The sequence below is a fragment of the Pseudomonas morbosilactucae genome (assembly GCF_023241715.1).
In the GTDB taxonomy this organism is placed as follows: domain Bacteria; phylum Pseudomonadota; class Gammaproteobacteria; order Pseudomonadales; family Pseudomonadaceae; genus Aquipseudomonas; species Aquipseudomonas morbosilactucae.
On sequence record NZ_JALQCW010000058.1, the window covers coordinates 80,552 to 105,561 of the forward strand.

Annotated in this window: 26 protein-coding genes and 1 pseudogene; 18 read left to right on the forward strand and 9 right to left on the reverse strand. The window is 63.4% G+C overall.

What is annotated here, in order from left to right:
- Positions 1-59 precede the first annotated feature (59 nt).
- The 11 genes from M1B34_RS20985 (at position 60) to M1B34_RS21035 (ending at position 12,626) form a co-directional block, all read left to right on the forward strand.
- On the forward strand, positions 60-836 hold the full coding sequence (locus M1B34_RS20985) for a polysaccharide biosynthesis/export family protein (RefSeq protein WP_268261567.1): 777 nt from the start codon (positions 60-62) through the stop codon (positions 834-836).
- A gap of 18 nt (positions 837-854) precedes the next feature.
- Positions 855-2,849 (forward strand): GumC family protein, encoded by a 1,995-nt coding sequence (locus tag M1B34_RS20990; RefSeq protein WP_123328193.1) that lies wholly within the window; start codon positions 855-857, stop codon positions 2,847-2,849.
- Positions 2,849-4,039 carry a glycosyltransferase gene (locus M1B34_RS20995; RefSeq protein WP_268266136.1) on the forward strand — a complete coding sequence of 397 codons (1,191 nt, stop codon included), beginning with the start codon at positions 2,849-2,851 and terminating at the stop codon, positions 4,037-4,039. The genes M1B34_RS20990 and M1B34_RS20995 overlap by 1 nt, the downstream gene beginning before the upstream one ends.
- Complete coding sequence (locus tag M1B34_RS21000) at positions 4,029-5,351, forward strand: beta-galactosidase (RefSeq protein ID WP_268266137.1); 1,323 nt, start codon at positions 4,029-4,031, stop codon at positions 5,349-5,351. Before M1B34_RS20995 ends, M1B34_RS21000 begins: the two co-directional genes overlap by 11 nt.
- A 2-nt stretch (positions 5,352-5,353) precedes the next feature.
- Entirely contained in the window at positions 5,354-6,571 is a 1,218-nt protein-coding gene (locus tag M1B34_RS21005; protein ID WP_268266138.1) for a glycosyltransferase family 4 protein, read from the forward strand.
- A complete protein-coding gene (locus M1B34_RS21010; RefSeq protein WP_123328197.1) occupies positions 6,562-7,662 on the forward strand; it encodes a glycosyltransferase family 4 protein in 1,101 nt (366 codons plus the stop codon). The genes M1B34_RS21005 and M1B34_RS21010 overlap by 10 nt, the downstream gene beginning before the upstream one ends.
- Entirely contained in the window at positions 7,662-9,062 is a 1,401-nt protein-coding gene (locus tag M1B34_RS21015; RefSeq protein WP_268266139.1) for an O-antigen ligase family protein, read from the forward strand. Before M1B34_RS21010 ends, M1B34_RS21015 begins: the two co-directional genes overlap by 1 nt.
- Positions 9,059-9,880, forward strand: a complete 822-nt coding sequence (locus M1B34_RS21020) for an acyltransferase (protein WP_123328199.1) — start codon at positions 9,059-9,061, stop codon at positions 9,878-9,880. Before M1B34_RS21015 ends, M1B34_RS21020 begins: the two co-directional genes overlap by 4 nt.
- Before the next feature lie 8 nt (positions 9,881-9,888).
- Complete coding sequence (locus M1B34_RS21025; protein ID WP_268266140.1) at positions 9,889-11,304, forward strand: lipid II flippase MurJ; 1,416 nt, start codon at positions 9,889-9,891, stop codon at positions 11,302-11,304.
- Positions 11,305-11,320: 16 nt separating this feature from the next.
- On the forward strand, positions 11,321-12,247 hold the full coding sequence (locus tag M1B34_RS21030) for a glycosyltransferase family 2 protein (RefSeq protein WP_268266141.1): 927 nt from the start codon (positions 11,321-11,323) through the stop codon (positions 12,245-12,247).
- Positions 12,248-12,374: 127 nt separating this feature from the next.
- Positions 12,375-12,626 (forward strand): hypothetical protein, encoded by a 252-nt coding sequence (locus M1B34_RS21035; RefSeq protein ID WP_123328201.1) that lies wholly within the window; start codon positions 12,375-12,377, stop codon positions 12,624-12,626.
- 50 nt (positions 12,627-12,676) lie between these two features.
- Here the strand turns inward: M1B34_RS21035 and M1B34_RS21040 are convergent, their stop codons facing one another.
- Together M1B34_RS21040 and moaB are read right to left on the reverse strand one after the other, a co-directional pair.
- Positions 12,677-13,903: a molybdopterin molybdotransferase MoeA gene (locus tag M1B34_RS21040; RefSeq protein ID WP_268266142.1), complete on the reverse strand. Its 1,227-nt coding sequence runs from the start codon at positions 13,901-13,903 to the stop codon at positions 12,677-12,679.
- Positions 13,887-14,426 carry a molybdenum cofactor biosynthesis protein B gene (gene moaB, locus M1B34_RS21045; protein ID WP_268261576.1) on the reverse strand — a complete coding sequence of 180 codons (540 nt, stop codon included), beginning with the start codon at positions 14,424-14,426 and terminating at the stop codon, positions 13,887-13,889. Before moaB ends, M1B34_RS21040 begins: the two co-directional genes overlap by 17 nt.
- A 79-nt stretch (positions 14,427-14,505) precedes the next feature.
- On the opposite strand from moaB, the gene mobA reads away from it, so the two are divergent.
- Positions 14,506-15,108, forward strand: a complete 603-nt coding sequence (mobA, locus tag M1B34_RS21050) for a molybdenum cofactor guanylyltransferase MobA (RefSeq protein ID WP_268266143.1) — start codon at positions 14,506-14,508, stop codon at positions 15,106-15,108.
- A 76-nt stretch (positions 15,109-15,184) separates the two neighbouring features.
- Positions 15,185-15,406, forward strand: a complete 222-nt coding sequence (locus tag M1B34_RS21055) for a YgdI/YgdR family lipoprotein (RefSeq protein ID WP_123328205.1) — start codon at positions 15,185-15,187, stop codon at positions 15,404-15,406.
- A 76-nt stretch (positions 15,407-15,482) separates the two neighbouring features.
- On the opposite strand, the gene M1B34_RS21060 is transcribed toward M1B34_RS21055, so the two are convergent.
- The 6 genes from M1B34_RS21060 to M1B34_RS21085 all read right to left on the reverse strand — a co-directional run bounded on the left by M1B34_RS21060 (position 15,483) and on the right by M1B34_RS21085 (position 19,805).
- Entirely contained in the window at positions 15,483-16,373 is an 891-nt protein-coding gene (locus tag M1B34_RS21060; protein ID WP_268266144.1) for a pseudouridine synthase, read from the reverse strand.
- Between the two features lie 101 nt (positions 16,374-16,474).
- Positions 16,475-16,795 carry a transcriptional regulator gene (locus M1B34_RS21065; RefSeq protein WP_123328207.1) on the reverse strand — a complete coding sequence of 107 codons (321 nt, stop codon included), beginning with the start codon at positions 16,793-16,795 and terminating at the stop codon, positions 16,475-16,477.
- Positions 16,796-16,853: 58 nt separating this feature from the next.
- Positions 16,854-17,291: a S24 family peptidase gene (locus M1B34_RS21070; RefSeq protein ID WP_123328796.1), complete on the reverse strand. Its 438-nt coding sequence runs from the start codon at positions 17,289-17,291 to the stop codon at positions 16,854-16,856.
- 107 nt (positions 17,292-17,398) lie between these two features.
- On the reverse strand, positions 17,399-17,635 hold the full coding sequence (locus M1B34_RS21075; RefSeq protein ID WP_123328208.1) for a glutaredoxin family protein: 237 nt from the start codon (positions 17,633-17,635) through the stop codon (positions 17,399-17,401).
- A 70-nt stretch (positions 17,636-17,705) separates the two neighbouring features.
- Positions 17,706-18,677 (reverse strand): acyltransferase family protein, encoded by a 972-nt coding sequence (locus M1B34_RS21080; protein WP_123328209.1) that lies wholly within the window; start codon positions 18,675-18,677, stop codon positions 17,706-17,708.
- Between the two features lie 33 nt (positions 18,678-18,710).
- Entirely contained in the window at positions 18,711-19,805 is a 1,095-nt protein-coding gene (locus tag M1B34_RS21085) for an acyltransferase family protein (RefSeq protein WP_123328210.1), read from the reverse strand.
- Positions 19,806-20,019: 214 nt separating this feature from the next.
- On the opposite strand from M1B34_RS21085, the gene M1B34_RS21090 reads away from it, so the two are divergent.
- On the forward strand, positions 20,020-21,978 hold the full coding sequence (locus M1B34_RS21090; protein ID WP_268266145.1) for a monovalent cation:proton antiporter family protein: 1,959 nt from the start codon (positions 20,020-20,022) through the stop codon (positions 21,976-21,978).
- 53 nt (positions 21,979-22,031) lie between these two features.
- On the opposite strand, the pseudogene M1B34_RS21095 reads toward M1B34_RS21090, so the two are convergent.
- A pseudogene (locus tag M1B34_RS21095) lies at positions 22,032-23,239 on the reverse strand (ammonium transporter).
- Positions 23,240-23,573: 334 nt separating this feature from the next.
- On the opposite strand from M1B34_RS21095, the gene M1B34_RS21100 reads away from it, so the two are divergent.
- The 4 genes from M1B34_RS21100 to M1B34_RS21115 all read left to right on the forward strand — a co-directional run.
- Positions 23,574-23,888 (forward strand): ElaB/YgaM/YqjD family protein, encoded by a 315-nt coding sequence (locus M1B34_RS21100; protein ID WP_123328213.1) that lies wholly within the window; start codon positions 23,574-23,576, stop codon positions 23,886-23,888.
- Between the two features lie 2 nt (positions 23,889-23,890).
- On the forward strand, positions 23,891-24,271 hold the full coding sequence (locus tag M1B34_RS21105; protein WP_123328214.1) for a phage holin family protein: 381 nt from the start codon (positions 23,891-23,893) through the stop codon (positions 24,269-24,271).
- On the forward strand, positions 24,268-24,609 hold the full coding sequence (locus tag M1B34_RS21110) for a hypothetical protein (protein ID WP_123328215.1): 342 nt from the start codon (positions 24,268-24,270) through the stop codon (positions 24,607-24,609). Before M1B34_RS21105 ends, M1B34_RS21110 begins: the two co-directional genes overlap by 4 nt.
- 124 nt (positions 24,610-24,733) lie before the next feature.
- Positions 24,734-25,010, forward strand: a 277-nt coding sequence (locus M1B34_RS21115) for an EAL domain-containing protein (protein ID WP_268266146.1), incomplete at its 3' end; no start/stop codon positions are given.

Sequence of the window (25,010 nt, forward strand, 5' to 3'; positions counted from 1 at the left end):
CAGGCTTGACCTGCAACCCGACAGGGAGCTGTAACCATGGACGCCAGGAAGAACCCGCAATGAAAAAATGCCTGCTGATTATCAGCGCTCTGCTGCTCTGCGCTTGCAGCATTCCCGCCAAGGTTGAACTGCCCCAAAGCGAGGAACTCAAGGCCGGCCATGAGGCAGGGCTGGCCCTGGCCGGCAAGCCCCTGCCGCCGGAGCGGATCCGCGCCGGCGACACCTTGCGTATCGTGCGCAACACCGGTGAAGCGCCGTCGATCTCGGCCTTCACCGCCAACTCGATCTACGAACTGACCCTGTTCGTCGTGCTCAACGACGGCACTTTTGCCTATCCCTACGTGGGCCGGATCAAGGCCGCCGGGCTGACGCCGGACCAGTTGACCCAGGTGCTGGAAGCCAAGCTGAAGGACATCTATCAGGACTCGGCCCTGACCGTGAACATCTCCCAGACCCCGAGCAACACCGTGTTTATCGGTGGCTTCGTACGTAACCCGGCGTCACTGCCGGTCACGGTGGCGACCACGGTGGAGCAAGCGATCATCGGCGCCGGCGGCATCCTGCCAGTAGCCGACAGCCGCAATATCGCCCTGCTGCGCCAGGAGCAGGACGGTCGCTACAAGACCTACTTCTTCGACTATCGCAACTTCATGATCGCTGGCACCGCCGGTGCCGCGCCGGTGCTGTTGCAACGGGGCGATGTGGTGTTCGTGCCCAAGTCCAGCGTGGGTAACGGCATCGAATGGGTCGACCTGTACCTCAACCAACTGATCCCGTTCACCAAGTCGATCGGTATCGGCGCGAGTTACGAACTGAACCGCAATAACAACAACTGATCGCCAAGGACAGCCCAGATGATCAATATCCGTTCCTTCCGCGATTTGCTGCGCTTGTTCTTCATCTTCAAGCGCGAAGTGAAACTCACCGTGCTGGTGACCTTCATCATCATCCTGCTGGGGGCCTTCCTGCTGCCCAATCGCTTCGAGTCCACGGCGCTGCTGCTGGTCAAGCCGGGACGCGACACCAGCACCCTGCCGATCGAGATTGCCGATCGCCAGGCGGTGGTTATTCCCAGCGCCCAGCGTGACCCGATCATCGACGAGGAGCGCATGCTCAGCGGCGCGCCGATCGCCCGCAAGGTGGCGGAGAAGTACCTCGCCGACCTGTCCCGCCAGCCGGAACAGCAGGGCTTTCTGGCCAGCGTGAAAAACGCGGTGAAAAGCGCACTGGAAGGCATGGTCGAAGGCATTCGCAGCTTCCTGCAATTGCTTGGCCTGGTGGAAAAACAATCCCCGGTCGACCGCCTCACCGAACGCCTGCTCAAGAGCTTCAGCGTGACCCACGCCCCCGGCTCCTCGGTGATGGAAATCAGCTTTTCCTGGAACAACCCCGCCGTGGCCCAGGCCGTGGTCAAGAGTTGGGTCGAGCTGTACCAGCAGGAGCGCACCCAGACCCTGGGGCGAAAAAGCCTGTACGCCTTCTATGAAGGCGAAAGCACCGCCACCAATGCCCGCATCCTGGGCTACAAACAGCAGATCGCCGACTACCTCAATCGCCTGGGTGCGGTGAGCATTGCCGAGCGCTTGAATGACATTTCCCGCAACCTCAACAACCTGCGCGGCGAGCACCTCAACACCACCCGCGCCGTGGCCTCGACCCAGAGCGGCCTGGACACCATCCAGGCCCAGCTCAACAGCATGAAAAAAGAAATCAGCATCGGCCGGCAGATGAGCCTCAACCCGGATCGCCAGGACCTGTCGCAGCGCATCAACGCCAAGCAGATCGAGCGCCAAGAGATGCTCCGCACCTTCAAGGAAGGGGCACCGCCCGTGCGCGCCATGGACACCGCGATCGCCAACCTGCAAGCCCTGCTCAAGGCCGAAAACGCCACGGTGCAACGCAGCGAAAACCTCGCCCCCAACCCGGTGTACACCCGCCTGCAAAACAGCTTCGCCGACCAGCAGGCCAGCCTCAGCCGCCTGAAGACCCAAGCCGCCCAGCAGGAAACCCAGCTGGCCAAACTTGAAGAAGATCGACGCCAGGCCCTGGCCATCGAGCCCGAACTGGCGCGCCTGCAGCGTGAACTGGATGCCGCGGAAAAGAGCTTCGCCCTGTACAGCGACAGCACTGAAAAAGCCCGCATCGACCGTGAGCTCGACCAGAGCCAGATCAGCAACATCGCGGTAATTGAAGAAGCCACGTTCAAGCCCAGCCGCGTCTTCCCCAAAAGCCTGGCCATGCTGTTCCTGGCCCTGCCCCTGAGCCTGGCGGTGGGCCTGATGGCGCTGTATTTCTTCTACCTGCTGGACCAGCGCATCCACGATGGCGACCAGATCGAAGAACGCTTTGGGGTCAAGGTCTGGAGCAGCCTGCAAGACCTCGACAGCCACCTGCCGCAACGCAACAGCGCCTTCATCGCCAGCCTCTACCGGCTGTACGGGATCCTGCCTCTGGAACAGGTGGCCGAACACGGCTTGGCCATCGGCCTGACCTCGGCGCGCAAGGGTGAAGGGGTGACCTTTGTCACCGAGCACCTGCGCAACCTGCTGCAGGAGCGCGGGCACACCGTGCGGGTCAATGGCGCCCCCCCAGCAGCCCCGGGGGAAATCCTGCTGCTGGAGGCCTCGGGCTTCTTCTCCAATCAAGAGGCCTTCGTCACCCTGCGTGAAGCGGACCTGATCGCCCTGATCGTCGAGGCCGAAACCACCACGGTGCCGGTGCTGCAAAATGCCCTGTCGATTCTCAACACCGCCTTCAAGCGTGTCGACGGCATCATCATCAATCGCCGGCGCTTCGGCATTCCCGAGAAGGTGCTGAACGTCATGGCGCGATTCAGGAGCCACGGCTGATGCACATTGCCCTGCTGGCCCCCTTGCCGCCGGAACAGAACGGCATCGCCGACTATGCCGGGCATCTGAAGGCTGCCCTGGAAAGCCATGGCGTGCGCGTCAGCACTCCCCTGGCCGGGTCTGGCAACCTGCTGCCCCGGGCGCTGCAACAGGTGGCCGAATTCGACTGGCAAGGCATCGACCTGGTGCATGCCGAAATCGGTGGCGGACGCTTGGCGGAATTCCATGCCTTGCGGGCCTTGCGCCAGCGTTTTCCAAACCTGCCCCTGACCGCCACCGTGCATGACCCGGAACGCCTGGTCTGGCGCCGGGCCACGCTGCCCTGGCCGCTGTCCCTGGCCAGCCGCTGGCCTTCGCCCTTGCCGCAAATCGCCACGGTGCTCGCCGACCCGCTGTGCCTGCATGAAGAGAAACAACTGGCCCGCAGCCTGACCCGGCTGATTACCCTGACCCAAGCCGGCGGCCACAGCCTGCGACAACGCATGGGCCTGCGGGCCGAGCAGATGGTGGTGATCCCCCACGGCAACCTGGTGATCGAACCACAGCCCCTGCCACCGCTGAACCCCATACGCCTGCTGTACTTCGGCTTTATCTATCGCGGCAAGGGTATAGAGGACCTACTGGACGCCCTGGCCATGACCTTTGCCCAACAACCCGACTTGCGCAGCCGCCTGCGCCTGACCCTGGCCGGAGGCAGCGAGCCGGAAATGGCCTTCGGCAGCAGTGGCAGCTACCTCGATCAACTGCGCCAACACATCCAGCGCCTGAACCTGCAAGACAGCATCGACTGGCGACTGGACCTGCCGGCCGCCGACATCCCGCGGGTAATCCAGGCCCACCATGTGATGGTCTTGCCGTACCGGGAATCGAGCAAACTCAAGTTGCTCGGCCAACTGCGCGGCACCAGCGGCGCCTTGTCCTGGGCCGTGGCTTGCGGGCGTGGGGCGATCACGTCCGATGCCCGCTCCTTCGCCGAAGAGGTGGCCCAGGACAACGGCGTGATCTTCCCCCAAGGCAACGTCGTGGCCCTGGCGGCAGAGATCAGCCACCTGTGCGCCACCCCGGAACTGGCTGTGCGCTGGGCCGAACACGCCAGCATGATCGGCGCCCAGCGGGTCTGGCAGCACACCGCCCAACGTTTTATCCAGGTGTTCCAGGACGCCTGCGGAGGCCCCGGCCATGTGGCGTAAACCGGTGATCTGGCTGCCGGCGCTGCTGGTGCTGGCCTTCGCCATCAGCAGCCTGCCCTGGTCCGGAACAGCCGAAGCCCAGAGCCCGTTGCGGGCGCCTCGGGCGGTGCAGTGGAAGGATTTTCTCGGGGTCAACGCGCAGTTCCAGTACTTCAACCCGGGCACCTACCAAAAGCAGATGAGCCGCCTCGACGATCTGGGCCTGAACTGGGTACGCCTGACGATCCACTGGGCGATGATCGAGCCGGACCAGGGCCACTATCAGCTCGACAGCCTGGATGGCGCGATGAATGCCATCAACGACCATCGCTACAACACCCTGGCGTACCTGGTAGGTTCGGCGCCCTTTGCCACCTCGGCCCCGGCGGGCGCCAGCAATACCGATCAGTACCCGCCCAAGGACGCCAATGTCTTCGCCCAGCGCATGGCGATGCTGGCCCAGCGTTATCCACAGGTGAACACCTGGCAGGTGTGGAACGAGCCGAACATCGTCTGGCGCCCCAAGGAAGACCCGCTTGCCTACGGCCAATTGTTGAACACCACCGCCCAGGCGATCCGCAGCGCCATCCCCGGTAAACCGGTGGCCACCGCCGGCATGGCCTACTACAGCCAGATGCGCAACACCCCGGGCCTGATGCTGGAAAACCTGCTGCAACAAGGCTTGGGTCAGCAGGATCTGATCGCTGCCTATCACCCATATTCGGAGCACCCCGAGGGTGACGACCCCGACGCCCGGGACTTTCTGGTGCAGGGCAACTTCCTCAACGACGCCCTGCACGGCCATGGTGTGAAACAGGTCTGGGCCACCGAATGGGGGTGGTCAAGCTACACCAGCGGCGCCCGGGAAATGCAGGCCATGATCGGCGTCGACGGCCAGGCCGACTACACCCTGCGCCGCCTGGCCCTGATGGCCAGCATGGATTATCAGCGGATCTTCCTGTTCAACCTCAGTGACCTGGATGCCCGTGCCAGCAACCGTGACCAGTCCTACGGCTTGCTGGACCTGAACGGCGAACCCAAGCCGGTGTACACGGCCCTCAAACGCTTCCTCGAAATCACCGGCCCGCGCCTGGAACCGGCCGACCCACCGGCCCTGAACGATGCCCCAAGTGACCTCTACAGCATTGCCTGGACCCGTCCCGACGGCTCCCACGTGTGGATGCTATGGAGTGCCAGCGGCACCAGCCTGCATGTGCCTTCGGTGCACAACGCCACCTTGTTCGACCCTCTGACCGGCACCCAGACGCCCCTTGCCGATGGGCAAGGGGTGCGGGTGCCGCTGAAAACCAGCTTGCAACTCTTGGTGTGGTAACGATGAAAATTCTCTGGACCCTGCCCTATCTGCCCTGGCCGGCCACCAGCGGCGGCAAGACCCGCCAGTACCACCTGCTGCGTGCCCTGGCAGCGCGGGGGCATCGCATCACCTTGCTGGTGCAGTCCAAGACCGCCCTCGATGACGCCACCCGCCAGGCCCTGGAGCCCTGGCTGGAACGCCTGATCGTGCTGCCGCGCCGGCCCTTGCGCAGCCTGCGAACGCTGCTTGCGGTGTTGCTGGCGCCCTATCCGATGCTGGCCTCTGTCAACGGCCTGACGCCATCGCTACAGGCGCGCTTTCGCCAGTTGCTGGACGAGCCCTGGGACGTGATCCAGATCGAACACAGCTACAGCTTCCAACCCTTTGAAGCCCCCCTCCAGCAGTTGCAGCGGGACTTTATCCTCACCGAGCACAACGTCGAGTCCGCCCTCGGCGCCGCCAGCTACGATCGCTTGCCCACCTGGGCCAAGCCCTTCACCCTTTATGACCAATGGCGCTACCGGCGCTGGGAGCACCGGGTGTTCAGCCAGGCGACCCAGGTCATCGCGGTCACTGAACAAGACGCTGCCAACCTCCAGCAACTGACCGGCAAACCTACGGCGGTGGTGGTCAACGGCGTGGACTGCGAGCACTACGCGGGTGTGCGCCCGGACCTGAACAGCCAGCGCCTGCTGTTTATCGGCAACTACGAATACAGCCCCAACCTGGATGCCGTGGAATGGGCCCTGGAGGCGATTCTGCCGCGCCTGTGGCAACTCAACCCGCAGGTGCGCTTTGCCATTTGCGGCTATGCCCTGCCCGACAGTTTCCGTCAGCGCTGGCCTGATCCACGCATCGAGTGGCAGGGGTTTGTGCCCGACCTGCGGGACCTGCAAAAAAACTCGGCGGTGTTCTTCGCGCCCCTGCGCCAGGGTGGCGGTTCCAAGCTCAAGGTGCTGGAGGCCATGGCCGCCGGCCTGCCTGTGGTCACCACCGCTCAGGGCAGCTCCGGCCTACGGGTGAAAAACGGCGAGCATTACCTGGGCAGCGAAGACCCTGGCGCACTGGCCCAGATCCTCGCCGATGCCCTGGCCGACCCGGCGCGCCTGCTGCAAGTGGGCGAAGCCGGCCGTGCCTACGTCAGGGCCGAACATGACTGGGCCGTGGCCGCCGCCCAACTGGAAGCGGTCTACCACCATCTTTCCCCTCTCAAAGAAGAAGTGTCCGTATGCGCATAGGTCTGGATTACCGCCCCGCCGCGGGCTACAGCAACAGTGGCATTGGCCGGCAGAACCTGGCCCTGGAAGACGCCCTGCGCGCCAACCCGCAGGTACGCCTGCAACTATTCGGCGTGGCACCCGAAGACCACCCGCTGCGCCGCCGCGTGCATTGCCCAAGCTGGGGCGCGCCATTGCAAGGCATCCATCGCCTGCCCGGCCGGCTCAGGTTCGAGGGCGCCTTTCTGCCCGACGCCCTGCGCCGGGCCGAAGTCGAGCTGTACATCTGCAACTTCAACATGGGCCTGCCCCTGGGCAAAAAGCCCGCCGGCCTGCGTTATGTCCTACAACTGCATGACCTGTTCCAACTGACCCTGAACAACAGCCATGGCTCCCGGCTCAAGGAGCGCGTGTACCGGTTCACCGATCGCCTGTCGATCGGCCATTCGGTCAAACAGGCCGACCGTATCTGGACCCCTTCGCAATACACCGCGGATGAGCTGGTCAAGCTGTTCCCCGAAGCCCGGGACAAGGTGCGGGTGTTGCCCAACCTGGTGCCTGGCTTCACCGGTGCCGCGGCCGATATCAGCGACCTGCAACTGCCTGCCCGCTACTGGCTGGCCGTTGGCACCCGCGAGCCGCGCAAGAACATCCCGTGGTTCGTCAGTGCCTGGCACGCTGCTCGGCAGCAGAGCCCCGAGGTGCCGGAACTGGTGCTGGTGGGCGCCGCCGAGCACCTGCCGGATGAACTGCGGCACCTGCCGGGCCTGCACTACCTGAGCGACCTCAGCGATGCCCAGCTACAGGCCGTGTATCAACAGGCCCAGCGCTTGTGGCAACCGTCGTATGCCGAAGGTTTCGGCCTGCCGGTGATCGAAGCCCTGAGTGTCGGCACCGGCGTGGCAGTGGCCAGCGGCTCGGCCCTGGATGAGATCACCCCGCCCCACAGTCCGCGCTTCTCGCCCACCGACAGCCCGGCCCTAACCCACCTGATGGTGCAATTGGCCAGCGCCACGCCGGACAACCCCGACGAGCTCAAGGCCTGGGCCGCACGGTATGCCGAAGCGGCCTACCAGGAACGCTTCAACGCCTTGCTCGAGGAACTCCAGTAATGCCCATGGCCATGCCAATCGCGCTGATCTGCAGCCTGCTGTTCGGGGTGCTGGTCTGGTTGCTGCCGCCGCTTAAAGTGCTGGTGCTGATGGTTGGCATCATGGCGACGGTGACGATCATCCGGCGCCCGTTGCGTGGCTTGCTGCTGTTCGCGGTGATCGCCACCTTCCTGCCTTACTCCACCGTGCAGATCGGCTTGCGCACCACGGTGTCCGAGGCGCTGATCCTGCTGGTCTGGGGCAGCGTGCTGGCCCAGGGGCTGTTCTCCAACCTGACCCGCACCGGCAAATTGCTGCGCACCGAAAAACTCCTGCTGGCGCTGATGGCGTTCAGCGCATTCCCGTTCCTGATCGGCCAACTGACGGTCAATGCCGATGGCAATGGCCCAGTGAACTGGGTGCGCTGGCTGATGAACCTGTCGGTGCTATTCCTGGTGCCGCGCCTGCTGGACCAGGAAAAAGCCCGGGAGCAGATGGTCATCGGCCTGCTGCTCGGCACCCTGCTGCTGTTGTTGCTGTCGATCCCGGTGTTCCTCAAGAACGGCACCGCCACCGCCATGACCCCAATCCTTGCCGGCCTTGGCTATGGCGGCATCGACGTACTGGGGGACAGCCTCAGCGCGCTGTCCACGCGCATGGGTTCGCCCTGGATGCACCCCAACGTCACCGGCGGCGCCATGGCCCTGACCTTGCCCCTGGCGTTCTGCTTTGGCCTGACCCGCAGCGGCTGGCCCCGGGCCCTGGGCCTGGCAGTGGCGGCATTGGGCGCGGTCGGGCTGTTGCTGTCCGGGTCCCGCGGGGCGCTGCTCAGCCTACTGGTGGTGCTGGTGTGGATGGCCCGCAACCGCATCCCCTACACCGGGCGCATGCTGATGGCCGGGGTCGCCCTGGGCACCTTGCTGCTGATGCTGTACCCGCCGCTGCAGGATCGCCTGGGGACCATGTTCTCCTCATCCGATGCCAGTACCAGCGTGCGTTTCGACGAGTACTCACACTTCCCCGCCGCCATGGCCATGTTCCCCTTCGGCATCGGTTTCAAGGTCGACCCGCCCGTACCCGGCACCGGATTGTGGGGCATCTCCAACCTCTGGCTGAACTTCATCTATAAGCTCGGCGTGCCCGGCATGCTGCTGTTCGTCGCGGTGATCTGGAGTTGGTGGCGAGAAACTCGCCTGCCGTTCAAACCCCTGACACTGACCCGAGACAACGCCATCTGGCTCGGCACCGGAGCCGGGGTCACGGCGGCGCTGATCAGCGGCGTGTTCGACCACTATTTCAGCTTCACCCAGGTATTGATCGCCCTGTTCTGGCTGCTGCTGGGCCTGAACCTGCACGAGGCCCAGCGCCTCAAGCGCAAAAGCGCCCCTACAGACTTATCTCCTTCAGGAAGCCGCCTATGAAACATCGCCTGATGCACTCGCTGAACCTGAGACAGGCCCTGCCTGAATACGCGCAAAAAATGGCCGTCAGCCTGGAAGAGCTCGAAGCGGCTTATGAGTGGATGCTGGAAAACAACGTGATTTTCGAGCAGCCCCTGAAGGGCAATGTGCTGACGTTCATCAGCTACCTGAACATCGAAACCCGCATCGAGCCGCCTCTGCCCCGGCGTTTCTACGGGGTGTTGGCACGCGAACTCAAGGGCGCGCTGATTCCCCTGTACGGGATCAATTGGCCCACCCTCCGCGACCGCATGCTGCGGGTCTGGGAACAGGCCTACAACATCCTCATCTGCAAGATTCCCAGCCACACCTTGCGCCTGCTGTGGTTGCGCATCGGCGGGGCGAAGATCGGCAAGGGCTCGTCGGTCTGGCGCAACACCGAGGTGCTGGGGGTCGACAGCCTGCGCATCGGTGCGGACAGCACCGTGGGCTGGCACTGCCAACTCGATGCCCGAGGCGGCCTGATCATCGGCGACCACGTCACCATCGCCTCTCATGTGCTGATCATCGCCGGCGGCCACGACTTGCAGGCCCCTGAATTCTGGGCCGTCGGCGGGCCTATCTACATTCATGACTACGCCTGGATCGCCAGCCGGGCACTGCTGTCTTTCGGTGCCGACATCGGCGAAGGCGCCGTGGTCGGCGGCAACTGCGTGGTGAGCAAACCCATCCCGGCCTACGCCATCGTCGGTGGGCCGGATGCCGCGATCAAAGGCGAACGCTGCCGTAACCTGACCTACAAAGTGGGCGGCAAAGGCCTGTTCACTTTGTTTCACTGAGCCGCGCCATGTTCGGCTCGACGCTTTGGCTGACCCTGGCCACCCTGACAGGGCTGGCTGCCGGCTTCGCTCGGGAATGGCTGCTGGTGGCCTCCTGGGGGGCCGGCGGGCAAAGCGACGGTTTTCTGGTGGCGATGTTTCTGCCGGAAGCCTTGCGCATGGCCCTGGCCGCCGGATTGCTCAGCGCCGCGGCGTTGCCGCTTTATCAGCAACGCAACAGTACCGAGCAGCAGGCCTGGCTCAGCACCCTCGTGCCGTGGCTGCTGCTGTGCGGCCTGTTGCTCGCGGCGCTGCTGAGCGTCGGAGCCCCTCTGTGGGTGCGACTGATCGGGCCGGGGCTGGGCAGCGACGGCTATGCACTGGCCAGCAGCGGCCTGCACTGGCTGGCGTGGTGCGCCCCCGGGTTCCTCCTCCACGGCCTGTTCTGCGTGCCCTTGCAAGCCCGGGCGCGCTTCGTCCTCGCAGGCCTGGGCTCTTTGCTGTTCAACTTGCCGCCCGTGTTGTACCTGGCGCTGTATCGGCACGCCGCCAGCCCCGATGGCCTGGCGGCGGCCTGCGTACTGGGCAGCCTGCTGATGCCCAGTGTGCTGTTGCCCAGCTTGTACCGAGACGGCTGGCGCCCTTGGCGCTGGCAGCGGCTGCCGGGCGCTGGCCGGGAACTGCTACAACGCATCGGCCCGCTGCTTAGCAGCAACCTGGCCAGCCAGGGCCTGGCCCTGCTGGAGCGCATGGCTGCGTCGCTGCTCGGCGAAGGCGCGGTGACCTGGATCAACCTGGCGCGCAAGTTGATCAACTTGCCGCTGATCGCCCTGATGAGCCTCAACCAGGTGCTGCTCGGGCTGATGAGCGGCAGCGCCGGCGAACAGCGCCTGGTCCTGCTGCGTAAAGGCTTGAGCAGCGCCACCTTGCTGACCGTTCCGGCGGTAGTCGGGTTGATCGGCGCCGCCGCGGCCCTGGTGCACCTGCTGCTGCCCAACCAGGCGGCCGACAGCCCGCTGCCGGAACTGCTCGCCTGGTTCTCGGTGCCGCTGATGTTCGGGGCCTGGAACGCCCTGTTGGCGCGCTATGCCTACGCTGCCGGCGACACGCGCCTGCCCCTCAACTGCGAGCTGCTGGGCAGCCTGCTCAACGCTGTACTGCTGGGGCTGCTGCCGTACTTTTTCGGCTTGATCGGCATTGCCCTGGCAGCCATCGGCGGCGTGATCCTGACCGGGCTGCTGCTGCTACGTCGCCAGCAACTGCTGGGCCTGGTGCCCTGGCGCAGTCATTGGCTGATCGGTGCCGGCGGCATGCTGCTGGCAGCGCTGCTGTTGCATCCACTGCAATCGATTGCCTGGCAACTGGGGCTGAGCACCGCTGTGGGGCTCCTGCTGTTGCTGGTTCTTGCCGCCTGGTTACGACCCTGGCGCGCCCCTGCGTCCTGAAGCTGGAGGGTGAATGATGTCGACACTCAAAGTGGCCGTTGTGATTCCGACCTACAACGGCCGAAACGACCTGGCGCGCCTGCTGGACTCCCTGGAACGGCAGAGCGCGCCCTTCGATACGCTGATCGTCGATTCCAGCTCCAGCGACGGCACCTGGGAGTTGGCCCAAGCACGCTGTGCCAACGTGCTGCGCATCGACAGCAAGGACTTCAACCACGGCGGCACCCGGCAACTGATGGTGCAGCGTCACCCCGACTATGACGTCTATGTGTTCATGACCCAGGACGCCTACCTGGCCGATTCGCAAGGGATCGCCGCAATCGTGCGGCCCTTTGCCGATGCCCAGGTGGGCGCGGTCTGTGGCCGGCAATTGCCCCACCTCAATGCCACTCCGCTGGCCGAGCATGCACGGCGCTTCAACTACCCGGCCGAGTCCCAGGTCAAAAGCCTGGAGGACGCGCCGACCCTGGGCATCAAGACGGTCTTCATGTCCAACTCCTTCGCCGCCTACCGGCGTGAGGCGCTGATGCAGGTCGGGGGGTTCCCCGTGCACGTGATCCTCTCCGAGGACATGTACGTCACCGCCAAAATGCTCATCGCCGGCTGGAAAATCGCTTATGAAGGGCAGGCCTGCGCCCACCACTCCCACAACTATTCGCTGAAGGAAGAATTCCGCCGCTACTTCGACATTGGCGTGTTCCATGGCCGCGAACCCTGGATCCGCCAGACCTTCGGCGGCGCCGGCGGCGAAGGCCTGCGCTACGTCAAATCGGAGCTGGCGTTTCTCGGCCCCGGGCGCGTGCTGCAATGGCCCGGCTCGCTGCTGCGCAACGCGGTGAAACTGGTCGCCTACAAACTCAGCCAACAAGAGCGATTCTTGCCGCTGGGCCTGAAAAAGAACCTGGGAATGTACCGGCGTTACTGGGACAGCCCCTACGCTTAAGGCATGCCCGACAACATGAAGTGACTTGTCTGACAGCATATTGAGAATCGCCTGAATTGACCCCCTTCAGGCAATCGGTGAAGGTTTATCGCAGGCGCAAATGCCTCACACAAGGAAGTGCACCGCGATGAACGACAAGAATATTTATGCTGGATCCCACCCGGTCAATCGCCTGGAAAACCAGGCCTGGCTGGCCAACCACTCCGCACAGCAACTCGATCGGCATCCGGCTCCCGAACGCCGTCAGCGCCCTGCGCGGCACCGGCAGTTGCTCAAGCGGCTCGCCTGGCTCGGTGCCTCGACCACGGTCATGCTGGCCTTGGTGACCTGGGGTTTCCACAGCCGTTTCGGGTTGTTGCTCCTGCTTCTGCTGCGCTGACCGCCAGGGACTCAAGCCCGGTCATTGCCGACCGGGCTCGCTCCGCAGGGTCAACCCAGGACTTCACTCAGCGGAATGAAGTTGACCGAGTCGCCTTCGGCCAGGGTCTGGCCTTCCAGAACTTCCACCAAGCCTTCGGCCCAGGCTGCGCTACGCAGGACGCCGGAGCTCTGATTGCGGTAGATGATTGCTCGCCCATTCTCAAGTCGCCCGCGCAGGTACTCGCGGCGATTGCCCGGCTTGCCCCAGGTAAACCCCGCCGGAACCGGAAACTGCAACGGCCGCACGTCCTGCACGCCCTGACGGCGCAACAGGTAAGGTCGTGCCAGCAGCGCGAAGGTCACCAGTGTCGATGCCGGGTTGCCCGGCAAGCCGATCACCGGCACCCCACGGAAATGGCCAAAGGTCAGGGGCTTTCCAGGTTTGATGGCCAGCTTCCACAGGGCGATCTCGCCCTCTTCACGCAGGGCAATCCCCAAGAAGTCCGCCTCGCCCACTGAAACGCCGCCGGTGGACAGAATCAGGTCGACATCCCCCAATTCCGCCAGGCGCTGGCGGGTGGTGGCCAGGTCATCGGGCAGAATCCCGGCATCCCGAACTTCGCAGCCCAGGCGCTGTAGCCAACTGCACAGCAGGACCCGGTTGCTGTTGTAGATCTGCCCCGGCCCCAACGGCTGCCCGGGCTCCACCAGTTCGTCGCCGGTGGACAACACCGCCACCCGCACCCGCCGAACCACCTCCAGCTCGGCACACCCCAGGGAAGCGGCCAACCCTTGTTCGATCGGCCCCAACTGCGTGCCGGCCTGCAGCACACATTCACCGAAGGTGGTTTCCTGACCCTGGGGACGGATGTTCTGGTCGATGCTCAAGGCCTCGGTGAACACCACGCGCTCGTCAGCCTGGACCTGGGCATTTTCCTGCATCTCAACGCAGTCGGCGCCTTCAGGCACCGGTGCCCCGGTGAAGATCCGGGCACAGGTGCCGGGGGTCAGCGGCTGGGGTGCTTGGCCGGCAAAAATCCGTTGGCTGACCGGCAAGGGCTGGCCTTGCCAATCCGCCACGCGCAAGGCGTAACCGTCCATGGCACTGTTGGGCCAAGGCGGCAGGTCGAGGGTCGAGATCAGGTCTGAGGCCAGCACCCGCCCCTGGGTATCGGCCAGCGGCAAACGCTCGCGCTCAACGATCGGAGCGGCCTCGGCCAGCGCCAGCAGACGTTCCAAGGCGTCTTCAACCGGCATCAAGGCACCGCCCTTGCCCGACTTACCCACGGGATTCACAAGGAGCGGCCTGCTTCAAATGAGGCACGAAATTGCAAGGGCGGTGGCGTGAGTCCAACTGCTCGGCAAGGATCCCGTCCCAGCCGGTACGCACCGCATTGGTGGAGCCCGGCAGGCAGCACACCAGGGTGCCATTGGCCAGCCCGGCCAGCGCCCGTGACTGCACGGTGGACGTGCCAATATCGGCCACGGATATCTGCCGGAACAGCTCACCAAAACCATCGACTTGCTTGTCCAACAGGCAACTGACCGCCTCGGGGGTGCTGTCGCGGCCGGTGAAGCCGGTGCCACCGGTAATCAGCACCACTTGCACCACGTCTTCGGCGATCCAGTGGGCCACCTGGGCACGGATTTTATACAGATCGTCCTTGAGCAAGACCCGAGCCGCCAGGTTGTGGCCGGCGGCGCCCAGCCGGTCGACAAAGACCTGCCCGGAGGTGTCGGTTTCAAGGGTGCGGGTATCGCTGACAGTCAACACCGCGATGTTCAGCGGCACGAAAGGTACATCAGCCTTGGCTTTCATCGGCTCGTTCCAGTTGTCGGAGAAACAGCCCGGTGTTATATCACAGCGCTCTGTTTCACCGCCCCTCTGGAGACCCGCCATGACCCTGATCGCGCCGCTGCCCCCTTGCTCCATCCTGCTGCTGGCGGGAGGTCGGGGCCAGCGCATGGGCGGCCGGGACAAGGGGCTGGTGGAGTGGCAAGGGCAGCCACTGATTGCCCACTTGCAGCGCCTGACCCGAGGCGTAAGTGATGACCTGATCATCTCCTGCAACCGCAATAAAGAGATCTACGCGCCGTACGCCGACCAGTTGGTGCATGACGACAGCGACGATTTTCCCGGGCCGTTGGCCGGTATCCGCGCCGGCTTGCGCGCGGCCCGCCACCCGTTCCTGCTGGTGCTGCCCTGCGACGTACCGCAAATCGATGCCACGCTGATCCAGGCCATGCGCCACAGCGCCAGCCAGCAACCGGAACACCCTTTGATGGTGCGTCATGGCGCGCATTGGGAACCCTTGCTCTGTGTTATTCCCACAGCCCTGCTGCCAGCATTCGAGCGCGCCTGGCAGGCTGGCGAACGCAGCCCCGGGCGGGTCATGCGCCACTTGCAGGCTCAAGCCCTGCAATGTCCGGAAAATGACCCAAGGTTAGCTAATCTGAATACACCGGAGCTGCTTCTTCAACCGTACAACGTGGCAGAATGACCGCGGTCAAGGAACTTGCAGACAGCCTATACGTCTGAAGATCAGCACTTAAAAGTACTCATTTCGGAGACACACCATGACTCAACGGACCCTCGCCACGCTGATGCTTGCATTGGGCCTCGGCACACTCGCCGGCTGCGCCTCGCCGACAGTGATAACCTTGAATGACGGCCGTGAAATCCAGGCCGTGGACACCCCTCAATACGATAAGGATTCCGGCTTCTACGAGTTCGAACAGTTGGACGGCAAGCAAACCCGGATCAACAAGGATCAGGTGCGTACCGTCAAAGAGCTGTAAGCCTCAAGACGCTGCCCCTGAAATGAATAAAGCCCGACTCGTTCGGGCTTTATCGTTGTAGCGCTAAGAAAACACTTCACCACTGCAAGGTGATGCGGCTGTCGAATGATCGCTCCTGGCCAGTGACCGGGTCGATAAACCGCAGCCCTTGGGCCAGTAACTTCAGGGGGTTGGCGTAATCATCGGCCGCATCCGGCAAGACCTCAGGGTAGAACGGGTCATTGCAGATACCCGCCCCCAAGGCACTCATGTGCACCCGCAACTGGTGCTTCTTACCGGTCACCGGGTACAGACCATAACGCCAGAGCTCACCGTTCTGTTCCCGAACCTCAATGGCGGTTTCGGTATTGCTCGGTCCCTCCCCCTCTTGCATGCGAAAAAACGGCTGCCCATCCACCAGGCGGCTTTTATGCACCCTGGGAAACGCCAACTCAGGCAGCGCCGGGGCAATCGCCTCGTAATGCTTTTCGATCTGCCGCGTGGGAAACAGTGCCTGGTAGGCCGAGCGCGTCTCGGGGTTGGCGGAAAACAGCACCAGCCCCGCCGTGTGCCGGTCGATCCGGTGCAACGGCACCAGATGGGGGTTGTCCAGGCGCCGGATCAAACGGCGCAGCAAGGTTTGCTCAACGTACTCGCCTGCCGGCGTGACCGGCAGAAAATGCGGTTTGTCCGCCACCACCAGATGCTCGCCGGCGTACAGGATCGACTCCTGCACCGGAATGACCTTTTCGTCGGGCACTTCGCGAAAATAATGAATCCGCAGGCCTTCACGGTAAGCCAGGTCGATGGCGATGGGCTGCCCCTGCCCGTCCAGCACCCGGCCACGGGCGATACGGTCCAGCCAGTGTTCACGGCTGATGGCCTTGAAGTGATCACACAGGCAATCAAGCACCGTCAACCAGGAGCCGGGCGGCAGGTAAAGGGTGCTGGCTTGGTGCTGTGCGGCAGAAAAGGATGCGGTGGACATACAAACGCTCAAGCGATCAAGGCAAGGCGGCATTATCCAGCAAGGGCTGCGGGGAGCCTAGGGGAGTTTCCCCGAACCCGGCACCTGACCCATAACCGAGCCTAAGCCGGTGTCCCCCGGGCATGGGCGGCGGCGTCGGTGAATTCCTTGAGCCAGCGCAGAACATCCACGGCGTCCCAGCGCCCCGGGTCATAGAGCGCATACAGCAGGCCCTGATACCCCACCACATCCAGTTGCCGGTGGTAACCCGCACGCTGGAACAGGGCCTCGATTTCAGCAAAGCAGGTGTTGAAGTGCAGCTTGTTGAAGGGCGTCTTGCCTTCCGTGACCAGGCCATCGAGGCGCAACTCAAGCACCGCCTCACGCACTACGTCGGCGGACATTCGGTTTACGCTGTTTTTCAGTTGTTCGACATTGACCATCATCTGTTCCTTTGTCCTCTTGATTCGCCCTGAGCCTCTGAAGCGGCATACCCTGGCCTCAACTGCGCCCCACATAACTGACCACCCACAACACCACGCCCCAGATCGCCCCCGTCTCCCGGTCATCCAGGGCAATGGATGGGATGGAAGGACGTGAGGCCTTGAGCAACAGGCCGCCCTTGGGGTCCGGCGCCACCAGGCGTACGCCGAAGGGTGCGGCCCCCTCCAACTGCACCACCACGTACTGGTCCACCACCGGGGTGGCCGAACGGTCGACAATCAACCGGTCCCCCGGATAGATGCCAAACCCCAGCAGGCTGTCATCGTCGACCAGTACCGCACGAATCTGCGGCGCGCCAAGGCCCACGGTGCGATCGAGGGAGAACCCGCCGTCGGCGTGATCCACACCCCGCGACGCCATGACGCCGTCAGGTTCGATGGAGGATGAGGGCAAGTGCTGCAAACGCTCGGCGCGAGCGAGGATGGTGAGAGACATGGCGAGGCATTCCGAATAGCTGTACATGCATACAGTAAACGAATCAGCGGATCTCGCCAATGAATTAGATCAGGGGGCGACCAGCGGAACGCCGATCGTGAGAGGGCTCAACGTACAAAAGCCACCACTTGTTCAGCATCAAAGGGCCAGTCCAGCTCGGCACCGGTGTCGACCCGGCGCAACACCGGAATCCGCAAGCCGTAGGCGTCGAACAGCGCCTGGCTTTCACCGATATCCACCAGTTCGACCATCAACCCATGCTCCACCAGGGGCATCAGCTCGGCCTCGGCGAGTTCACAAAGGTGGCACCCCAGGGTGCCGAACAACTGGCATTCAGATGGCATGACCGTGCAACCAGAAAAGGACAGGCACGTATTCTAGGCCCCTGTAAAAAAGCCGTCGACCGCCACAGCCTCAGAGAATGAATTTGACCCGGCGGCTGGCCAGAATCAGCAGCGGCGCCACCGCGAAGGCCAGCACCAGCACCAGCCCGCTCATCACATTGCCATAGGCCAGCCCCGCACCCAGCGCTGCGTAGATAAACCAGGGATGCACGTAATACACCGCCGAAGACAGCTTGGCCGGAATGCCGTTGCTGGACGCCCGGTAGTACACGAACGGCAATAGAAACAGCGCCGGGGTGACCACCAGCAATGAGGCAAGAAAATCGAAGTTCTGCTCAACGTCGGCGCGCAGGACGAAGTTCAATCCGGCCTCCGCCAGGATCAATCCCAGGCCCAGCAGCAACCCAAGCCAGACCCCACGCCGGGTCACCTTTTCCGGGACCTGATGGCGTGCGAACAGAAAGCCGATGGTCATGAACGGAAAGCCCATAAACAGGAAATTGCGTGCGGTGTAGTCGTTCTGGTTGAAGTGCTGCAGGAAGGCGTTGGGCAACTCGTAGTACACCCGCGCATATTGCAGGCATAGGCCGATCGCAAACGCCCCCAAGGCCAGGCCGATCAGCAGCCCCGAGGCGCGTCGGCGCAACATCAGCAACAGCACGCCGCCACCGAGCATGCCCAGCAGATACCAGAGGTGGAAATAGCCGATCAGCAGTTTCTTCACCACGCCCAGCACGCCACCGAGACTGAACAACGTTGCCGGGTCCACGTACTGCGGGCTGTACACCAGCATCCAGAACAGATAGATCAGCAGCCCACGCTTGAACCACTGGGCAAACGAATGCCCGGCGCTCAGCGTCTGGAACAGGTAGTAACCGTTGATGATGAAAAACGCCGGCACCGCGACCCGGAACAGGCCATTGCACAGCACATAACCCAGAGCGTTGTAGTTGCCTCCGAGGAACTTGCAATGCAAGGCCACCACCATGACTGCGAGCACGACTTTGAGAAGGTCGAGATTGCCATTCAGGACTTTGGCCATCGAAGCTCCCTGCTGGAACGAGGCAGAACCGGCTTACACCGGATCGTAATGTTTGCGGCTCGGGGCCACGCGGAATCGACGCTTGCAGTAAGCCGTCGCCCGGTCGAGGATCGGCTTCTCATAGAAGTGATAACCCACCCAGCCATAACAAAGCACCGCGGTCATCATCAGCACGGCAAAAAACGCGTTGTCCCACGGGCTGGAAGGCCAGGCGCCGATCATTTGCCAAGCGCGACCGATCACCCCCAGCACCAGCAGGTGAGACAGATAAAGGGTGTAGGACATGTCGCCAACCGCCGTCAGGAACGTCGGGACCTTGATCAGGCTGCGCCGCTCCAGCAGCGCCAGGGACAAGGTCAGGGCACCAAAGGTCAGGCCCACGGCAACCATCCGCGGCAACCCTTCACTGGCGTACAGGCCACTCAGGTAAATCAACGGAAAGCCCAGCAGCAGCGCCACCGCCAGTGCCACCCAGAGCAAGGAGCTCGGCAGCCTGCCACTGTGGGGGCCATAGAAAAACAGTGCCAGGGCGCTGCCGACAATGAACTCCAGGGCGTAGGGGTGGAGCATGATTTTCAGCGCCGGCGAGTAATCCTGCCAATTGAACAGCAGGTTGAAGACCACGATCACCCCGGCCCAGCCCAGCAACAGCCACGGCAAGCTTTTCTCCCGCAGGCACATAAAGGCGCTGAACAGCAGGTAGAACCACAATTCGAACACCAGCGACCAGGCCACCATCACCAGCAGCACCCGTTCATTGGGCAATAACAGGAACGACATCCACAGGTTGGAACCGCCGTGGGAGCTGTTGACCAGGCTCGGCTGCCAGAGGTAAACGCCCAGGGTGATAAAAAAATACAACCAATAGGTGGGGTAGATCCGCGACAAGCGATTGAACAGGAAGCGCTGGGTCTCGACGACGTTCTGGAAACGCCCGCGGCTGACGATGACCATGACAAAACCGCTGATGACGAAAAACAGATCGACACCCAATTGGAAGAACTGCAAGAACGCTGGCAACAACACATCGCCCGCGGCGTACTTGAACTCCACAGACGTCATGTGAAACAGCACCACTCCCAGCACCGCCGCCCCGCGCAACCCTTGCAGTGAATACAGACGCTCCATAAACCTCTCCGGCTCCTCACTGACAGGCCACCCTGTGCCTGGTGCACCACGACCTTCGCCGGCCGCCCTTGAGCATAGCGAAGCATGTTCAATTTGAGACATCTTCCATAAAGAATGATGCACATCAGCGTCACGCTTTGTGGATTGAGCGACCCTCGCGACCTTTTTGCCGCTACGCTCGGTTATCGCCAGCGCCCCCTGTCGGGAGACATCTGTGTTCGCCAATCTGCTGATCATCCTCGCCTCCTCCCTGGTGGTAATCGCGCTGTTCCGACGCCTGCGCCTGCCGCCGGTCCTCGGCTATCTGTGCGTCGGCCTGCTGGTCGGCCCCACTGCCCTGGACTGGGTGAACGACAGCGAGGACCTGCCGGACCTGGCGGAGTTGGGGGTGGTGTTCCTGCTGTTCTCCCTGGGGCTGGAATTTTCGCTGTCGAAGATGCTCGCACTGCGCCGCGTGGTATTCGGCCTGGGCAGCGTGCAGGTGCTGTGCACCGGCAGCGTACTCGGCGCCTTGCTGGTGGCGTTTGGCATGCCCTGGGTGGCGGCGTTGATGCTCGGCGCCGGGCTGGCGCTCTCCTCCACCGCCATCGTCAGCAAGGAGTTGAGCAGCCTGGGGGAGATATTCAGCAGTCATGGGCAGAACGCTATTGGCGTGTTGCTGTTCCAGGACGTGGTGGCCGTGCTGTTGCTGACCCTGGTCCCGGTGTTTGCCGGCAGCAGCGACCTGGCCTGGTATTGGGCGCTACCCAGCACCCTGGCCAAGACCCTGGTGCTGTTCGTCGGCCTGCTGCTGGCCAGCCGCTGGTTACTGCCGCGCCTGTTCCATGAAGTCGCCGCTTCCCATTCCGCCGAACTGTTTGTGCTACTGGCCCTGGTCATCGTCTTGCTGACAGCCTGGCTTACTCACCTGCTGGGCCTGTCGCCCGCCCTGGGCGCTTTCCTCGCTGGCATGCTGCTGGGGGAAAGCCATTACCGGCATCAGATCGAAGCGGATATCCGCCCCTTTCGCGACATTCTCCTGGGCCTGTTCTTTGTCAGCATCGGCATGCTGATCGATCTGCAATTGTTCACCAGTCACGCACTGCTGATCCTCGGCCTGACCCTGGCCCTGATGCTGATCAAGGGCGGCGTGGTGGCTGCCGTGCTGATCATCCGGGGCCGCGATGGCGAGACCGCCTGGCGCAGCGGCCTGGCCCTGGCCCAAGGCGGTGAATTCTGCTTCGCACTGATGGCGCAGATGCAACAGAGCAAACTGATGCCCGGTGAAATCAGTGGCCTGCTACTGGCCGCCACCTTCTGCTCCATGCTGCTGACCCCGCTGTTGCTGCGTGCCGCCCCCCGGCTCGCCGCCGCCCTGCACCGCAAGCCGAACCAGGAGGCACAACTGGAACACATCAGTGCCATGACCGCCGAGATGGCGGGGCACGTGGTGATTTGTGGCTACGGCCGCGTGGGGCAATCCATCGGCCGCTTCCTGCGGCGCGAGCAACAGCGCTTCCTGGCCCTGGACGACGATCCGGTGCGGGTGCAAGAGGCCGCCGCCGGTGAAAGCTGCGTGCACTACGGGGATTCCCGCCGAGGTGAACTGCTCAGCGCGGTGGGCCTGGAACGGGCCCGGCTGCTGGTGATCGCGGTGGATAAAACCGACATCGCCCTGGCCGTCCTCAAAGCGGCGCGACACCTCAACAGCCAGGTGCCGATCCTGGTCCGCACCCGCGACGACAGCCAACTGGCTGAACTCAAGGCGGCGGGCGCCAGCGAAGTAGTACCGGAGTTACTGGAGTCGAGCCTGATGCTCGCGTCCCACGCCCTGATCATGCTTGGCGTACCGGAGCAGCAGGTGCAAAGCAAGGTCGACGAAGTCCGCCACAACCGTTATCGCCTGCTGCATGGTTTCTACCACGGCGCCCAGAGCAACCTGCTGGATAACCGCGGCCAGCCCAAAGTGCTGATGCATGCGGTGAAGCTCGACACCGACGCCTACGCCTGCCAGCGCACGTTGAAGGACCTCGGCCTGGAGCCGTTAGGCGTGGATGTGCAAGGGCTGCAGCGCGAGGGCCAGGAGCAGGCCCTGGACACCAACCCGCTGTTGCAGCCCGGGGACACGGTGCTGATGTCCGGCCCCCTGGCGGCCATCGAAGCCGCTGAGGCACGGTTGCAGGGCGGACAATGAAATCGGGCGGGGCTGAGGCACCGCACGCCCCTCGCCCGCACCGCCCCCGACCATCAGTCCTGGCTGACAGCGCCGATCTTGTGCACCGACAGATCGGCGCCGTAATACTCTTCTTCCTGGGTCAGGCGCAGCCCGTGCAAGGCCTTGATCGCGCCGTACACGACAAACCCGCCCACCAGTGCCACCACCACACCCAACGCGGTGCCGATCAACTGGCTGATCAGGCTGACGCCCCCCAGGCCGCCCAAGGCGCCCTGGCCGAAAATCCCGCAGGCAATGCCGCCCCACACGCCGCACAAGCCGTGCAGCGGCCATACGCCCAGCACGTCGTCGATTTTCCATTTGCCTTGGGCCGCGATAAAGCACCAGACAAACAAGGCACCGGCAATGGCCCCAGTCACCAGGGCGCCCACCGGGTGCATCAGGTCGGAACCGGCGCAGATCGCTACCAGCCCGGCCAAGGGACCGTTGTGCAGGAAGCCCGGGTCGTTGCGCCCGACAATCAGGGCCGCCATGGTGCCGCCGACCATGGCCATCAGCGAGTTCACCGCCACCAGCCCGCTCAGGCCTTGCAGGGTCTGGGCGCTCATCACGTTGAAACCGAACCAGCCGACAATCAGGATCCACGAGCCCAGGGCCAGGAACGGAATGCTCGACGGCGCGAAGGCCACCAGCTTGCCATCGCGGTAGCGACCGTTGCGCGGGCCCAGCAACAGCACCGCCGCCAACGCCAGCCACCCCCCCATGGCGTGCACCACCACGGACCCGGCGAAGTCATGGAAGCCGGCGCCGAAGCGCGCCTGCAACCAGGCCTGCAAACCAAAGTTGCCGTTCCACACCATGCCTTCGAAGAAGGGGTAGACGAAGGCCACGATCAGCGCCGTCGCACACAACTGCGGCACGAAGCGCGCCCGTTCGGCGATACCCCCGGAAATGATTGCCGGAATGGCAGCGGCGAAGGTCAGCAGGAAGAAGAACTTGACCAGGCCGTAACCGTGGTCGCGCTGATCACTGCCGCCGGCTGCAGGAAGCTCACGCCGTAGGAGATCCAATAGCCTATAAAGAAATAAGCAAGGGTCGAGACCGCGAAGTCGCTGAGGATTTTCGACAGTGCATTGACCTGGTTCTTCTGCCGGACCGTGCCGACCTCGAGGAAGGCGAAGCCGGCGTGCATGGCCAGCACCATCACCGCGCCGATCAGGATGAACAGGGTATTGGAACCATGGACCAGACTGTCCACAGCGCTTTGCAAATTTTCCATGGAGTTGGCAGACCTGCTATCAGCAACAGCTCCAAGCCAATGATGGCGCCCTTCCAGTCGCACCAAGTTGGCGCCGGGCACGCTATTGAAGCGCGTTTGGCGAACCGTTTTGGCGCACGACGTCGAAGAGCGAAATCCTGCTTGAAGAGGTTTTGTTAAGTTTCTAATTTTTTAGGCTAAGGTTTCGCGCGCCCTGCGCCACCGCATGCGCGTTTTCAGCGCAATCGGCCTCCCTGGCGCACCAGCACAAAGCAAAAGCTGTACCAGACAATTGCAGTGAACCTTCGCCCAAGGCTCATACTCGAAGCACACACAAGCCATTACGGAGATAACCATGGCCAGCAAAACAGCAAAGACGGCTCAAGAAATACTCATGGCGGACTTTCAGGCACTGGTCAGTGACACGGAGCGTCTGCTGGAACACACCGCCAGCCTGGCCGGTGATCAGGCCGATGAGTTGCGCGAGCAGATCCACGACAGCCTGCTGCGCGCCCGGGAAACCCTGCAACTGACCGAGGCCTCCCTGCGTGAACGCGGCCAGGCTGCCGTCACCGCCACCGAGGACTACGTACAGGCCAACCCTTGGCAGTCCGTGGGCATCGCTGCCGGCGTGGGCTTTCTGATCGGCCTGTTGGCCACGCGGCGCTGATCATGGCGATCGGTGAATCCGGCTCGTCCTCGACCTCCTCATCGCGGCGCCTGGGCGCGGCTGTCCTGGGCCTGTTGCACAGCCATGTCGAGCTGTTCGGCATCGAGCTGCAAGAACAGAAAGCCCGCACCGTCAGCCTGTTGCTGTTTGCCGGCCTGGCGCTGGTCTTTGCCCTGCTGTTGCTGGTGGGGCTGTCGGCGCTGGTGTTGATCCTGTTGTGGGACAGCTATCGCCTGGCCGGCATCATCGGCCTCTGCGTGTTCTATACCCTGGCAGCGATGTTCTGCGGCCTGCGCCTGAAAGCCGCGATCTACGATGAATCTTCGCCCTTCCACGCCACCCTCGAAGAGCTGGCCAATGACCGGGAGCGCCTGCTGCCATGAGCCTGCCCGAGATTCCGCAAAGCAACTCCCGCCGGGAAATGCGCAAGGCCCTGATCCGCCTGCGCATGGAAATGCACCGCCAGGAAATTCGTCATGAGTCCCAGCAACTCATGCAACCGTTGCAACGCATGCGCGGCCTCGGTCAGAACTGGCAGGAAGGCCTGGGCATCAAGCACGCGCCGTTATGGGGCGTGGCTGTGGTCACCCTGCTGGGGTTCATCACCGGCAAAGGCGCCAAAAGCCGCGGTGTCGGCAGCCTGACTCGTCTGGTGCGCCTGGGCACCGGCCTGCTGCCGCTGATCAAGTTGGTGATGCAAGGCTCCTCACGCAAAAACTGAGCAGTCACTATCTGGCTACATTCTTGCTAAGCAACCTGGATAGGCCCTTTCGGGGGCCGACTCCTGCCTGTCCCCATGACAGTCACGGCTCCAATTCCAACAAGACTCTTCATAAGGAGGCCCTGTGATCGACGGGCAACCGCTTGCCTGCTTTCAGCCATTTATCGATACCGCCACCGGCCGTATCGCCGGCGTCGAAGCACTGGGACGCCTGCTCCAGGCCGATGGCCGAATGCAGTCGGTGGGGCCCTTGTTCGCCGAACCGAAGACCGCTTCCAGCGCCTTGCGCCGCCTTGACCGGCAGATCCGCGACAACGCCCTGAGCCGTCTGCATGAAGCGCCGCCCGACTGGTTCCTGAGCCTGAACATTTCCCCGCGCTGGATCAGCCGCCTGCGCGCCG